The organism is Roseibium limicola, assembly GCF_017313085.1.
Lineage (GTDB): Bacteria > Pseudomonadota > Alphaproteobacteria > Rhizobiales > Stappiaceae > Roseibium > Roseibium limicola.
The window spans coordinates 265,777-280,898 of record NZ_JAFLNF010000007.1; the positions used below are offsets into that span (position 1 = coordinate 265,777).

Here is a 15,122-nt window from a genome sequence, read left to right on the forward strand (position 1 = left end):
CATGCGATTTCTGATCACAGGTGGAGCAGGATTTATCGGATCGGCAGTTTGTCGCCGCCTTGCCAACGACCCGGAAAATTACGTTTTAAACGTCGACAAGCTAACCTATGCGGGCAATCTGGCCTCACTGAAAGCCATCGACAATCTACCGAATTACGCCTTTTCGCAGACCGACATCTGCGACGGGCCCGCCATTGGCGCCCTGCTGCGGGAGCATGACATCGACATCATCATGCATCTGGCCGCCGAAAGCCACGTCGATCGGTCGATCGACGGTCCCGGAGCGTTCATTGAGACCAATATCATCGGCACCTTTCAGATGCTGAATGCGGCGCGCGGCTATTATGAAAGCCTAAGCGGCGAAAAGAGATCCCGCTTCCGCTTCCATCACATTTCGACCGATGAAGTCTTCGGCGACCTGCCCTTCGACAGCGGCATCTTTACCGAGGACACCCCCTACGCACCATCTTCTCCCTACTCGGCCTCCAAGGCTTCGTCTGATCATCTGGTCCGGGCCTGGCACGAGACCTATGGCCTGCCGGTCGTGCTGTCCAACTGCTCCAACAATTACGGGCCGTTCCACTTCCCCGAAAAGCTGATCCCGCTGGTCATTCTCAATGCGCTCGACGAGCGTGAGCTTCCCGTTTACGGCAAGGGAGAAAACGTTCGTGACTGGCTGTACGTCGATGACCACGCAGCTGCCCTGCACCTGGTGGCCACGCAAGGGGTGAGCGGCGAAAACTACAACATCGGCGGCAATGCCGAGCGCACGAACATTGATGTCGTGCGCGCCATTTGCGCCATTCTCGACACCAAGCGCCCACGCGCCAACGGCGGTTCCTATGCGGACCTGATCCGCATGGTCACAGATCGGCCTGGTCACGATCGCCGCTACGCCATCGACGCCTCGAAGATCCGCCGCGAACTGGGCTGGACCCCTTCCAAGACCTTCGAAAGCGGACTTGCCGCCACCATTGACTGGTACCTGGCCAATGACTGGTGGTGGGAGCCAATCCGCCAGGCCCAGGGCTTCGAGCGTCTAGGGACCCTGTCAACCAAGGAAGCGGGCGAATGAAGATCCTCGTCACCGGCAAGGAAGGTCAGGTTGCGCGTTGTCTCGCCGACAGGGCCGCGGACCACCCCGCCTTGGAGTTGGTGTTCTGCGCGCGAGAAGGCACCGAGGTTCGGCTGGATCTGGCCGAGCCGGCCACGCTCCGCGCAGCCGTTCAGCAGGTCAGGCCGGACGTTGTTCTGAATGCGGCCGCCTACACCGCTGTAGATCAGGCCGAAGATGAACCGGAACTTGCCATGGCCATCAATGGACAGGCGCCCGGTATTCTGGCTGATGAAGCCGCAAAGATCGGCGCCCGGTTCATTCAGATCTCCACCGACTATGTCTTTAATGGTGAGCTCGACCGGCCCTATCTCCCCTCCGATCCAGTCAATCCGCTTGGCGTTTACGGCCAAACGAAACAGGCGGGTGAGGCAGCCGTGAGGGCCGCCAATCCGGACCACCTGATCGCCCGCACCGCCTGGGTCTACAGCCCCTATGGCAAGAATTTCTACAAATCCATGCTGCGTCTGGCCGAAACCCGGGACGAATTGTCGGTGGTCGACGATCAGATCGGCAACCCGACGTCGGCCTTTGAGATTGCGGATGGTCTGCTTGCCATTTGCGACGATTGGGCAGCAGGGGGCCGTGAACGGCTGGGCGAAACAATACATTTGGTTGGCCCCGAAGAAATGACCTGGTGCGGTTTCGCCCGAAAGATTTTCGCCGAAAGCACGGCTACAGGTGGCCCCACTTGCCATGTTAATGCCATAACCAGCGCTGAATATCCGTCAAAGGCAAAACGCCCTCGGAATTCAAGGCTGAGGCAGCCAAATTAAGGTTTCCGACATTCAGATTGCTTGCGAAGTGGCGCAGCGTTCCGGTCCATGGGATTTACCTGTAGATCTTTGGAAACTTTTCGAACTTGGGCAATGAGAACGAATGAGCCTTGAAGCAAACCAGACCGCGACTGAGGTTGAGGTCAGCCAGCAAGACACTCCAAATTCTGGAGCACTGCTGGATGACGATCTTGAACTCCATCGCTGGTACGACCGCTATCTCACAAAATGGAACTCATTCCTCCTGACGGTGATCATCCCAAGCCTGATTTGCGCATTCTACTATGCCTTCATCGCCAGCAGCCAATATGTCGCAGAAACCCGCATGATCGTGCGCACCATCGGCGTCAGCGAGCAATTCTCAACCTCGGAAGATCGCGAAGGGCGCTCGATCATCGGCGGAGATTCCCTTACCCAGGATTCCTACATCGTTGCAAACTTTCTTGAATCCCCTGAAATTGTTCGAACGCTGAGTGACCGGATTGGTTTGAGGGAGCTGTTTTCGAAAGACAGCATCGATTTCATTTCCCGACTCTCCCCCGATGCCTCCTTTGAAACTCTGCACAAATTCTGGAACAACCAGATCGACACCTATGTCGACGGCCCCTCCGGCATTATCATCGTGACAATCCGCGCGTTCACACCCGAGGAGTCGGTTGAGATCATGAATGCGGCGCTTGCGGCAGCTGACGAAATGATTGAACGAATTTCCGAAAAAGCGAAGCAGGATCTCGTTGCCCGCGCAGAAACGGACGTTCGGGCCAGTTTGTCAGAGTATCAGACTGCTCTCATGGAACTGCGTGTTTATCAGAATAAAACAGGCGTTCTGGATCCGGTGTCCACGGGCAAACTTGCAATCTCGGTGATTTCGACACTGTTGGAAGAAAAGCTCTCGCTAACCGTTGAGCTCAATGCAATGAAAGCTGCAAATGCAGGAGATTCTGCAAAGGCCCGGCAATTGGAGCGCGCGGTCGAAGCGCTTGAAAGTGAAATCCAGTTACGCCGCGACAGCTTGGCCGGGCAAAGTTCTACAGGCGTTCAGCTTTCTGACCAGTTGACCGAATTCTCTCGGCTCGAGACTCGACGCGTCGTGACCGAAGCGATCTATGAAGCCAACGTTCGCAATCTGGATACGGCGAAATCAACTGCTCTGCGCAGGACAACTTTCGTCTCCGTGTTCTCTCAGGCGCAACGGCCCGAGAAGTCCAAATACCCTGCACGGTTTTCTGCCTGGATCATCTTTACGCTTGGCATGTTCACTCTCTGGGTCACGGCAACCTTGGTTTGGATGTCGATCGCAGATCACCGGGCATAATCCATGATAACCCTTGAGAACGTCACCAAGTACTACAAGACGGCCGGTCATAGACGGTACATTCTCCGCAAGCAGAACTTGCATTTTTCCGCCGGAACTTCCTATGGAATCCTCGGCGTGAACGGCGCAGGCAAGTCAACGACCATGCGCCTTATCTCCGGTGCTGAATTGCCAAACAAGGGCAGGATTCGCCGATCGGCCCGCGTTTCCTGGCCGCTGGGTTTCGGCCATGGATTTAACGCAATGTTGAGTGGCAAGGAGAACCTGAAGTTTGTCGCCAGAGCCTATGGCGAAGACTACCGTCGGGTTCTGCGCTTCGTGGCTGAATTTGCCGAGATCGGCAGCTATCTGAACGAGCCGATGCGGACTTACTCATCAGGCATGTCTGCGCGCTTCGCTTTTGGGCTTTCCATGGCGATCGAATTCGATTGCTATCTCGTCGACGAAATCACTGCGGTTGGGGACTCCAACTTCCAGAAACGCTGCAAGGAGGCGTTCAAGCAACGACGCAGCACCTCTGACGTGATCATGATTTCCCACGATATGGACACAATCAAAGACTACTGCGACGTCGTGATTGTGCTAATCGATGGGCATCTCGTAACTTTCGATGATGTGGAAGAAGGCATTGCGACCTACATGCGACTCAATCGCTAACGCTGCCGTGGCAACCAGGCTGGAGACGCCCGATGGCAGATGACAGTCAGCAACTGACTGAAACCGGAGGCAGGTCCCTGACTGTCCGCAGCCAAAAAATGGCAGCGGCCTTGAGTTCCTATGCCCGCGCTTTGACGTTTGAGAACCGAAGCCGTCGCAATCTTTACAGACTTGCCGGTCTTGCGCCTCGCGTGCGCGACAAGATCTTTGCAAAGCTTCTGATCATCGCCTTCATCTTTTGCTTCGCGCTGCCATTCTCTGCCTGCGTGCTCTATTACACCGTCATCGCGAGCGAAGTTTACAGCTCGGAAGTGCGCTTCGTGGTGCGGTCCTCAGCACCCATGCTGAGCCGTGATCGATACTCGACCGAAACCGTCGAACCAAAAGCCAAGATCGTCCAGGATACGGCAATCGTACTGAACTACCTGGACAGCCCCGCGATGGTCCGCGAGCTGAAGAAAACCATCGATTTCGACCATATGTTTGGTCGCTCTGAAATTGACTATTTTTCCCGGTATTCAACTGACTCATCCGCGGAACAAACGCGGAAGTACTGGGAGAACATGTTTTCCAGCTGGGTCAATCCGAAAAGCGGCATCGTGGAATTGGAGGTAAATGCCTTCTCTCCCGAAGAAGTCTATGAGCTTATGCTGCGCGTTCTGGATTTGGCTGAGGCCCGCATCAACAAGCTGAACTCCGGCATGTGGGACAGTCTGCTGATATCATCCCGTCAGGATGTCGAGACAGCCACAGACCGTTTGGCAGACCTGCGTGAAAAATTCAGGCTCCTGCAGAACGAGACCGGCATTTACGATGTCACTTTGGCGGCAGACAGCATTATCGATGTGCTCACGAAGCTGGAATCCGGCACCGCAGAAGTTAAAAGCCAACGAGAAGCGCTGGTTCAAAGCATCGGGCCTGAAACGCCGCAGGTGAAGCAACTAGATCGCGAAATCGCAGCACGCGAAGAACAGGCGGCCAAGCTCAAGGCACAGGCAGCCGGGCCTGACAACGGTAGCGGCGGTAACCTAGCCTCGACGTCACAGGTCTTCGATCAGATATCGACGGAAATTACAATCGCAGAAGACCGTCTGGAATCAGCTATCAAGGAGCTTGAAAAAGTCAAATTGGTCAGCTCTCTGCAGCTTGTCTTTCTTGATGTTTTCACTGAACCGACAGAGCCCGACACAAGCAAATACCCGAACGTCGCGTTCAGCCTTTTCGTCAGCCTTTTAATCTTTCTCTCCTTGTGGGGAGCTATCGCGGGTACGATCATCTACATCCGTCAAAAAATGGACTAACCGACCGCCAGTACTGAGGCGCAGACAAAACAAAATACACGTTCAACCTGGAGCAAAAGACGCACATGACGATCTATTCAGCCACTCCAACACGGTCGGCAGATCGCGGTGGCTCAATCTCTCTCGGAGAGGCCTTGCGGCAGAAGATCTACGTCATGCACGCGGTCATCTTGCGCGATATCCGCAGCCGTTTCTTCAATCATGGTCTCGGCTTCCTGATCGTTCCGCTGTTCCCGGTTGGGCATATGGCAGTTTTGCTCGTCATCTATTCGGTGATCGGTAAAAAATCAGCATTCGGTGATGACCTCTATCTGTTCTTTGCCACCGGCCTGATGCCGGCGATGACGTTCATGTATGTTTCGCGCTTCATGTCGATCTCGCTGCTCGCCAACAAATCAATGATGGCCTTTCCCGTCGTCCGTTTGCTGGATATCGTCCTCGCACGAGCATTTCTGGAGCTGATGGGCATCATCCTTGCGATGCTGATCATGTTTTCCAGCTTGCTGCTGCTGGGCTCCAGTCCCATCCCGACACAACCGCCTGAAGCCTTACTTGCCATGTTCTTCATCACGGTTCTCGCCCTGGGCATGGGGATAGTCGCAAGCGTGATCACGGCAATCGCTCCGTTCTTCGCGATGGTATATGCGCTCACCATGGTAATCTTCTACCTTAGCTCCGGTGCGCCAATTTACCTGCACGTTTTTCCTGAGCAGGTTATTGAAATCTGCGCCTGGAATCCGGTCTTTCACGCGGTCGAATGGGTTCGTTCGGCCTACTATCTCGGGTACCCCAGTCAGGAACTTTCGAAGGGCTATCTTATCGGATGTGCATTCGGAAGCCTCGCTGTCGGTCTGTTACTTGAGCGTCTCCTGCGACCACAGGTGCTCGCCAGCTAATTTTACAAATTAAAGGAATACGGCTGGATTTTGCTGGGCTCTCCGGTTAATAAGACCGCGGATATGCGCATATTACTAAATATGCTCTAACGTCTGGATGCCATCAACCTACGGGTACTGCAAATTAGCTGCAGCGATCGAGATGAGCTCACTTGTTGAGTCACTTCGAAGAAGATACCATCCGCCTATTCGGTAGAACTGGGACCGGTGCCTTAGCATGAAGAAAATACAGAAATCAAAACTGCAGACCACTCTGCAGCTTTGCCGCAGTAACTTTTTAGCCGTTGTCTTTTTTAGTTTTTTCATCAACATGTTAATGCTTATCGGCCCGCTCTACATGCTGCAGGTCTATGACCGGGTGCTCGCCAGCCGCAGTGAAGTCACCCTAATCATGATCACCGGCCTCGCCTTGGCGTTGCTTGTGGTTTACTGGGCCCTCGAAGCCATTCGGTCCCGCCTGCTGGTCCGCACCGGCGCCAAGTTCGACCATATGTTGGGACGAGAGCTGTTCCAGACAGCTTTCCGCGGCCATATGCGGAATCCGAACGGCGCTTTCAGCCAGCCTATTCGCGATTTGGACACGTTGCGCGAGTTTCTATCGGGCGGCGGCATCATCGCTTTCTGTGATGCCCCCTGGGTGCCTGTATTTCTAGCTGCCTGTTTCATGCTGCACCCTTATCTGGGCATCGTCGCCCTGATTGGCGCCATTCTGATTTTCACCCTTGCGGTGACGAACGAACTCACCACCCGCAACCTGCTCAAGGAAGCCTCAGGTTCCACGGTCGTGGCGCACCAGTACGTCTCCGCAAGCATGCGCAATGCGGAAACGGTGCATGCCCTCGGCATGATGCCTGGCATTTCCAAGCGCTGGCTCAATTTGCATTGGGCCGCCCTCGGCCTTCAGTCGAAGGCAAGCGATCGTGCCGGACTGCTCCTGTCCGGTTCGAAGTTTGTGCGTATGGGCCTGCAGATTGCCATTCTCGGCGTCGGCGCGTATCTCGTGCTGGAATCGCAGGTGACGGCTGGCTCCATGGTTGCAGCCTCCATCATGATGGGGCGTGCTCTTGCACCAGTCGAAATGGCCGTGGGCCAATGGAAGGGCCTGATTTCGGCGCGCTCATCATATGATCGCCTGAAGGCATTGTTCCTGAGCGTTCCCGACGAAGTCGAGCGCATGGCCCTCCCGACTCCGAAAGGTGCCATCACACTGGAGCAGGTCATGGTTGCGCCTCCAGGCGCCCGTAAGCCGACGCTTCGTAGTGTGAACATGCATGTTCAGCCGGGTGAACTTGTCGGCGTGATCGGACCGTCAGGCGCAGGCAAGTCGACTCTCGCGCGAACCCTGGTCGGCATCTGGCCGCCGCTTTCAGGACATGTCCGAATTGATGGTGCTGACGTAACCCATTGGGATCCGGCTTTACTTGGTCCTCATTTGGGATACCTGCCTCAGGACGTGGAGCTTTTCGCCGGGACTGTGGCAGAAAACATCGGGCGCTTTGGCGACATCGACCCTGAAAAGGTTGTTGATGCAGCGCAGCGCGCCGGGGCACATGATATGATCCTGCAATTGCCGGACGGATATGGTACACGTGTAGGCGAAGGTGGACGGTCTCTGTCCGGTGGCCAACGTCAGCGCATCGGATTGGCACGCGCCTTACACGGTGATCCCCGCGTGCTCGTACTTGATGAGCCGAATTCGAGCCTGGACAGCTTTGGCGAAGAAGCCCTTTCGAGAGCCATCCTTCAGGCCAAACAGGACAATCGTACCGTTATTGTGATCAGCCACCGCACGTCGCTACTCAATATCGTCGACAAGATTGCAGTGCTGACTGATGGCATCCTGACCGCTTATGGGCCTCGTCAAGCTGTTCTCGAACATCTGGCCAAAGAGCAGCAGCAACGCGCTCAGGCAGGCGGCGCAGTTACCCCTTTGAAGCCGGCAGCGCGAACCTAGTCGTTCACACACCAGGAATGCACAGAGCCCGTCTGCAGGACGGCAAAGTCGGGTGGGTCTCAATCCTAGCGGACACCCCGGATGAAAGTGGAAGAAAGTCGGATCATGTCGCAGAACCTCGGCCAAGCAGCAAGCTCGATCCAGCCCGTCAAGCAGATTGAGGCGAAAGCCACAAAAGTCAAACATGGTGAGGTCCTCGCGGAAAATGTGACGCAGAGCTCAGCCGACATAAAACCACCTCCATCCGTCATTGCCCGGACCGTGATCATCGGGCTGGTAATTGTCGGATTGACCTTTGTGGGCGCCGGCGTCTGGGCTGCGACAGCCCCCTTGGCAAGTGCAGTCACCGCACACGGGACGCTGGTCGTTGTCGGACGTCAGCGTACGGTGCAGCATTTGGAGGGCGGGATTGTCGCCGCGCTTCATGTCAAGGAAGGCATGCGCGTTGAAGCCGGCGATGTCCTGTTGTCGCTTGACCCGACCTCTGCGCAGTCCATGGTAGAGCGACTTCAGTCTCAGGTAGATACTCAGCTGGCCATTCGTGACCGGCTTCATGCAGAGCTTTTCGGCCGCGAAAAGATAATCTTCGATCCCAATCTGATCAATCGCAAGGACCTTTCGGGTCCTGCCACGGCCATGCAGGTTCAGGAACAAGAGTTCAGCGAACGTCAAAAAACGTTGCAGGGAACAGTCGACGTTCTGCAACAACGCATTGAACAGCTCGGCAGCAGCATTGACGGAATGGAGGCTCAGAAAGTCTCCAAGAAATCCCAGGTCGAACTGATCGGCGAAGAGTCCATCAGTCTCGAAAAACTTCTCGACAAGGGTCTGGCACGCCGTTCATCGCTTCTGGCTCTGCAGCGCGAAGCAGCATCACTGGCGGGTGACGTTGGCGAAATTGATGCGGAAATCGCTCGCTCGCGTGAACAGATCGGAGAAGCACGGCTTCAGATCATTCAGGCCAAGCAGGAAATGCGAGAAAAGATCGTTTCCCAACTGGCCGACACCGAAAGCCGTCTGGTCGACCTTCTGCAGCAGCTGGTCGTCGCGGATGACGTCTTGAAGCGCGTCGACATTCTGGCGCCAATTTCAGGCATTATTCAGGAACTCAATATCAACACCGTCGGCGGCGTCGTGACACCACGCGAACCGCTGATGGAGATTGCCCCGGACGCTGGTGAACTGCTGGTCGAAGCCCAGGTTTCGCCACTTGATATCGACAAGATCAGCCTGGGACAGGAGGCGGAAGTCCGCTTCAGCGCGCTGGACCTCCGCACCACGCCGTCAATCTTCGGCACGGTTACCACCACATCGGGCGACCGGATTGTTGATCAGTACGGCCGCAACGCGCCTTATTACCGGGTGCAGGTTGCCACCACGGCGAAGGAGCTGAAAAAGCTTGGTGACCAGAAGCTTCAGGCGGGCATGCCGGCCGAAGTTCTGATCAAGACCAAGGATCGCACCCTGCTGAATTACTTCATGAAGCCGCTGACCGATGCAATGTCGCGCGGCATGCGCGAAGAATAGGCATCAGAACGGGCCGGGCTGGGTGTACAGAATTTGCTATTGGTTCGGCATCGGTGTATATGAACGGTAATATTTTGATAGGATCAGTGGCGTTACGATGCCACGGTTACAGGCAAGCGGGCTGGAGCGGGCATGGCGAAGACAAGTGCAAATGAAGCAGCGGACCTGCAGCGACAGACGCTGCGGAAAGAAGGCGGGCAGTGGCTCAAGACCATGCGCGAGAGCTGCAACATGTCCCAGCGCGAGCTGGCCGAGAAGATTGACGTCGGATACTACACCTTCGTTTCCCAGATTGAGGCCGGACGCGGCCGTATCCCGGCGGAGCGTTACCAGGTCTGGGCCGACGCTCTCGGCATGAACGCGCGTGAGTTCGTCCGCGACCTGATGAAATTCTATGAGCCGAGCACCTACGATATTCTGTTCGGAAACGAGGCCGCTTGAGGCCTTTCCTGGGGAGCAAGCGCGTCTCCAGCCTCTCAGTCTTCAAGCATTAAGGGGTAATCTGTTGGTTGCTTCCATTCTTTCTTTCGGTACCCGTTCCCTTCCCCGTTCCATGCCCTGGCAAAACCAGGACTTCGCGGAGTTTTACCGCGTGCGTGACCGGCTGGCCGAGAGCGGCCTGGCCATCGAAACGGACAATGGCCTGTCCGATGAGGGCGAGCCCTGGTTCATTTTCCAGCGCGCCGGCACGGATGACGTCCTCGTGCATATCGCCCGGATCGATCAGGAGCTTGTGGTCGTCAACGCGATGACCAACCAGATCTACAAGGGCTCCAACTTCCGGGATGTCATCGACCATATGCTTGAGGATGCTCCTCTGGCGATGCCGCGTTATCGCGAAGGCTCCGGCAAGGTCGTCTATCATCCGAGCGTTGTGCTGACGGCCTTCGTCGCCGCCGCCTTCCTGCTGGCCGACGCCATGGGCGATCAGGCCGAAGCCCAGGCGGCGCAGACAACGACGGTCGACAGCGGCAGCGGATCCCACGCCGACCACGCACTCGGCCTGGCCGACGGCACCCTCGACGGCGTCGATGCAAACACCGGCGGCAACTTCCTCATGTCCTTGCTGACGCGCCGCGCAGGCCGCGATGCAGCGCAGAACCAGTCCGGCACGCAATCAGCCAATCAGGCCGGCGCGCCGATGCCGATCACCCAGTCACAGCTGAATGAAGTCGCCAGCACCGGCTCCATCGTGCTGATCAGCGCCGCTTTCTTCGCCGTTGAGCTGGTGCGCAGCGTCGAAAACGCCCATTACGCCGAAGCCATGGTCGGCCGTGGACTGCTGAGCGACACCCAGGCCGACAACGCCATTGATGCCGCAGCCCTGACCGCCACCGATGAGGCGACACCGATCAGCGTTGGCGAGCTGGAAAGCAGCGCCGCGGATGGCGACGGCATTCCCCTGACCCACGGCAAGACCGGCGTTCAGGCGAGCCTCGACCCACGCACCAACGACGGCATGGCGGAGGAGCTGGTCACAGGCAATCAGCCCCATCAGCCAGCCGCCGGTTCAGACGGCGACACCCAGGCCCTCGCCCGTGTGGTGATGCTGCCCGACACGGCGGCCTATCAGCCCGCAGTGGCAAAGACCGAAGCTATCACCACCCAGGGCAATGGTCAGGGGATCGACGATGGCACGACGGCAACGGTCGTCACCCTGTTTGCCTCGGCGGCCGTCAACAAGGCCCTGGAAGAGCTGTTCGCCACCGGCGACACCCTCATCACCACCGGGTCCGATGGCACCAGCATGGTGCTGCTCGACAGCGAAAGCACCGGCACCGGCACGGCGACATCAACTGACGCCGAAGCTGGCACCGGCAGCACCTCCTTGCTGTCACCTTCCGGTCCGCAGGCATCCATCGGGTCACAGCCCACCATGGCGACTGGCGCCGACACCGGCCAGACATCGACGGCGGCGGACACCCTCGCCCTGCCGGAGCCCAAGCCGGTGGTTTTCACCCGGGCGGAGGATGATTACGCCACGCTGAGCCATCAGGCCGACATGAGCGGCCCGAGCCGGCTGCTGACATTTTATGACGGCTTCAAGGATGTGGTGACCTTCACCGCAGGCCACACGGTCATCCAGGGGTTTGAGCTGGGCGAAGACATGATCGACCTGAGCAACCTGTTCAATCAGGGCGCCCACGTCGAGATCGCCATATCGAATCACGATGTCATCATGACCGAGGAAACCGGCATGTCGATCACCCTGGTCGGCGTGCTGGCGCCGCAACCCACGGTATTGGACATGGCCGCCTGAGGCCGAAACCCGACCCTGCGGAAACGCATTGTTAACCAAATGGCCGCCCGCCAGGTTCTCTGGTCGGGCGGCTTTTTGTTGCGCACAACAAACCCATAAAAAAAGCGGTTTGTTTTCAGTTGCTTAAATCCCGATTTCCGTAAAGGCAAATGATCGAATGTTTCTGCTCGCCAACAGCCGGAAAATTTAATAAAAAAACAGCAGCACCCCATACTTAACGGGTTGCAGCACCAGTATAGTATTTGCTATACACCGTGGTGCAGCGCTTCATAAAGGTGCCGGCCCAGTCCTGATCTGAATTGATCACAGATGGGTGGGCCGGTGGGAGGCGCGCCTTTTAACCGTTGACGGAGACAAATTATGTCATTCGCATTTGATGCAACATTCTATCTCAACGAGAACCCAGACGTTCTTGCTGCAGTCGCTTCGGGCCAAATCCCGTCTGCACAGTGGCACTACGACAACTTCGGTTGGAAAGAACTGCGTGATCCGAACGCCAACTTCGACACGTCTTTCTACCTGACAGAATATCCGGACGTTTTGGCAGCTGGTGTTAACCCGCTGAACCACTTCAACGCCAACGGTGCAGCTGAAGGCCGCGTCCCGAACGCAACTGTTGACGCCGCACTCGGCAACCCGGCTGGCGGCGATGCCGACGGCACATTCGACGAAGCAACCTATCTGGCTGCCAACGGTGACGTTCAGGCTGCTGTCACTGCAGGTTCCCTGACTTCCGGCTACCAGCATTGGGTTCTCTACGGTCAGTTCGAAGCTACACGCACAGGCGCTCAGACGGTTGGCGGCACTGCTCTTACAGGCACAGCAGCCGGTGGCAACGTAGGTTCCACATTCGCCCTGACAACTGGCGTTGACAATCTGACGGGAACTGCTGACAACGACACCTTCAAGTCCGTTCTGAGCGGAACCTCGACAGAACAGACACTGAGCACTGGTGATGTGATTTCTGGTGGCGCAGGCACTGATACACTCGAAGTATTGGCCAATGGCGTAACCGGCACACCACTTCTCCAGACAACTGGTGTCGAAAACGTTCAGGTTCGTGCAGTTGCCGACACCACAGTCAACCAGCAGCTGATGAGCGGTATTTCGACGGTTTCTAGCGAAGGCTCCAATGCAAGTCTAACCATTTCTAATGGTAGCCTAGATGCGACTTACGCCCTGAACAACACTGTTGCAGCCGCGACAGCTGGTTTGACAGTTGGCTATACCTCAGTGGGTGGCGCAGCCGATACAGCCAAGTTGTCGGTTAAGAATGCCGGGAATAAAGCCGGTACAGTAACAACAACTCAGACGATCGACGTTGCAAACGGCAATGGCATCGAAGCTGTCACACTTTCCACTGCAGGCACTAACTTCGTGACGCTTAACGCCGGCACAGGCGCAAAGTCGATCACAGTAACCGGTAACGGTACAAACGACCTGACAGTTGGCTCCGCCAACGGCGCACTTACGCTAGATGCTTCTGCTTCCACCGGCGCAAACACATTCCGTGTTGGCTCGCAGCTCAGCGGGACCGGCGACGTCCTCAAGGGCGGCACAGGCGCAGACACTGCAATTGCAAACATTGCAACAACAACAGTGTCCACAATCTCTGGCGTTGAAACACTTGACCTCAACTTCACTGCTAGCTCGCTGTTCAACGCAAGCAAGGTGACAGATGTAACCAAGCTCGACATCACAAACACCGGTACTGCTGCAACTTTCAGCAATCTTGCTGCGACTGCAACTAACGTCGTTTTTGACACATCTGCTACAGGTTCAGGCGCGACCCTCGGCTATGCATCTTCGACTAATGCGGATGTCGCAGTAACAGTTGGTAAGACCACTGCCGCTGGAACTTCGACCGATATCGTCGGCGTTGGTGGTCTGACCGTTTCCGGCAATGCTGGCAAAGTTGCCATCAGCTCGGTTTCGGATAAAGCAACAACCGTAAACACTCTTGGTGCAGTCGCTCTTGGCTCAGCAACTGGTTTGACGATTGATGCAACCTCAGCTGCTGTTACAGCAGCTGCTATCACAGGCACCGCAGTTACCGACCTGACAATGACGGCAACCAAGGGCGCGATCACTTCAACCTCATTTGCTGCAGCCGATGCACTTGCAACGGTGAATCTGACTGCTACCGCAGGCAACATCTCTACTGGTACGATCGCTGCTGATGATAGCCTGTCCACCATCGCACTCAATGCTGGTGCAACTGGTACAACAGATCACAGCATCACATCCACAATCGGAAAATCCCTTACTGTTGGCGCTAAGGCTGTCAACGCAACCCTGACTGCCACTGGCGAAGGCGACGTATCAGTTACAACTGCGGGTACCGACACCTTTATCGGTACTGTAGATGCTTCCACATCCACAGGCAGCAATACCTATGACTTTTCTGCCTATACTGGATCGGGAAGCTTCACAATTACACTTGGTAACGCTGCAACAGGCGAAACCAACACAGCAAGTGTTGCTGGTGGCTCTGGAGCATCGGTCCTGACCGGCGGTACCGGCACGGACATTCTAACCGGTGGTACCGGCGCAGATGTCATCAATGGCGGTGCAGGCAACGATACTCTCCTCGGCGGTGCCGGTGCAGACGTCATCACTGCTGGCGAAGGCACAGACACAGTCGCATCAGGCATTGGCGCTGACGTGATTGATCTGACTGAAACAACCGCTGCAGTCGACACCATTGTGTTCGGTAATGCCGCAGCTACTGGTGCTGTTGCAACTGACATTGCATTTGGCGCCCTTGGCGGGTCCGACGCAATTTCAGGCTTCACAGCTGGCGCTGGTGGAGATGTCATGACATTTGACATTTCTGCCCTCGAGATTGCGGATGGTACCGAGTACGTAGGCGCAATTGCTGGATTGGCTGCGGCTGGCAGTGACTCCATCGTCATCTTGACTGGTGCGGGTTATGCAACCGACGAAGCAGCTGAGGACGCTATTGCTGCTCAGGTAACTGCTGGTGGGCTGGACGTTGTATTTGCTTACTTCAATACAACGGACAACTCCGCGCATATCGTTCATGACACCGACTCAAATGTCGACGGTACGGGAACGACGACCTTGCTTGGTGTTATCAGCAACCTGGGTTCGCAGACAGCATTCGATGCACTCACAGCTGCCAATATCGACAGCGTCGCCTAATCTCCTTCGGAGACAGGCTCACCTTCGCGGGTGATCCTGAAGCGATACAAGCTTGGAGCCCCCGGACCATTGGTCCGGGGGTTTCTTTTTGTCAAAACGCCACAAAACAGAAACAGTCTGAAAACAAGGGCTTTTCAACCGCTCAAGACACGCTAGT

11 protein-coding genes are annotated in these 15,122 nt (G+C 56.3%); all 11 read left to right on the plus strand.

Going from position 1 to position 15,122, the window contains the following annotated elements; all coding sequences use genetic code 11:
• The first annotated feature begins 1 nt into the window (after position 1).
• The 11 genes from rfbB to J0X15_RS16400 all read left to right on the plus strand — a co-directional run bounded on the left by rfbB (position 2) and on the right by J0X15_RS16400 (position 14,965).
• Positions 2 to 1,075 carry a dTDP-glucose 4,6-dehydratase gene (rfbB, locus tag J0X15_RS16350; RefSeq protein ID WP_206942950.1) on the plus strand — a complete coding sequence of 358 codons (1,074 nt, stop codon included), beginning with the start codon at positions 2 to 4 and terminating at the stop codon, positions 1,073 to 1,075.
• The gene (gene rfbD, locus J0X15_RS16355) at positions 1,072 to 1,890 is read left to right on the plus strand and encodes a dTDP-4-dehydrorhamnose reductase (protein ID WP_206942951.1); all 819 of its coding nucleotides are present in this window, start codon (positions 1,072 to 1,074) and stop codon (positions 1,888 to 1,890) included. The genes rfbB and rfbD overlap by 4 nt, the downstream gene beginning before the upstream one ends.
• Positions 1,891 to 1,993: 103 nt before the next feature.
• Positions 1,994 to 3,205 carry a hypothetical protein gene (locus J0X15_RS16360; RefSeq protein ID WP_206942952.1) on the plus strand — a complete coding sequence of 404 codons (1,212 nt, stop codon included), beginning with the start codon at positions 1,994 to 1,996 and terminating at the stop codon, positions 3,203 to 3,205.
• A 3-nt stretch (positions 3,206 to 3,208) separates the two neighbouring features.
• Positions 3,209 to 3,862 (plus strand): ABC transporter ATP-binding protein, encoded by a 654-nt coding sequence (locus J0X15_RS16365; protein WP_206942953.1) that lies wholly within the window; start codon positions 3,209 to 3,211, stop codon positions 3,860 to 3,862.
• Positions 3,863 to 3,894: 32 nt separating this feature from the next.
• The gene (locus tag J0X15_RS16370; RefSeq protein WP_206942954.1) at positions 3,895 to 5,163 is read left to right on the plus strand and encodes a hypothetical protein; all 1,269 of its coding nucleotides are present in this window, start codon (positions 3,895 to 3,897) and stop codon (positions 5,161 to 5,163) included.
• A gap of 65 nt (positions 5,164 to 5,228) precedes the next feature.
• Positions 5,229 to 6,059: an ABC transporter permease gene (locus J0X15_RS16375; protein WP_206942955.1), complete on the plus strand. Its 831-nt coding sequence runs from the start codon at positions 5,229 to 5,231 to the stop codon at positions 6,057 to 6,059.
• A gap of 217 nt (positions 6,060 to 6,276) precedes the next feature.
• Positions 6,277 to 8,013 (plus strand): type I secretion system permease/ATPase, encoded by a 1,737-nt coding sequence (locus J0X15_RS16380; protein ID WP_206942956.1) that lies wholly within the window; start codon positions 6,277 to 6,279, stop codon positions 8,011 to 8,013.
• A gap of 81 nt (positions 8,014 to 8,094) precedes the next feature.
• A complete protein-coding gene (locus J0X15_RS16385; RefSeq protein WP_206942957.1) occupies positions 8,095 to 9,540 on the plus strand; it encodes an HlyD family type I secretion periplasmic adaptor subunit in 1,446 nt (481 codons plus the stop codon).
• Between the two features lie 132 nt (positions 9,541 to 9,672).
• Positions 9,673 to 9,981, plus strand: coding sequence for a helix-turn-helix domain-containing protein (locus J0X15_RS16390; RefSeq protein WP_206942959.1), 309 nt, complete (start codon positions 9,673 to 9,675; stop codon positions 9,979 to 9,981).
• A gap of 151 nt (positions 9,982 to 10,132) precedes the next feature.
• Positions 10,133 to 11,800 (plus strand): hypothetical protein, encoded by a 1,668-nt coding sequence (locus J0X15_RS16395; RefSeq protein ID WP_206942961.1) that lies wholly within the window; start codon positions 10,133 to 10,135, stop codon positions 11,798 to 11,800.
• Between the two features lie 360 nt (positions 11,801 to 12,160).
• Positions 12,161 to 14,965, plus strand: coding sequence for a beta strand repeat-containing protein (locus tag J0X15_RS16400; RefSeq protein ID WP_206942963.1), 2,805 nt, complete (start codon positions 12,161 to 12,163; stop codon positions 14,963 to 14,965).
• The last annotated feature ends 157 nt before the right edge of the window (positions 14,966 to 15,122 follow it).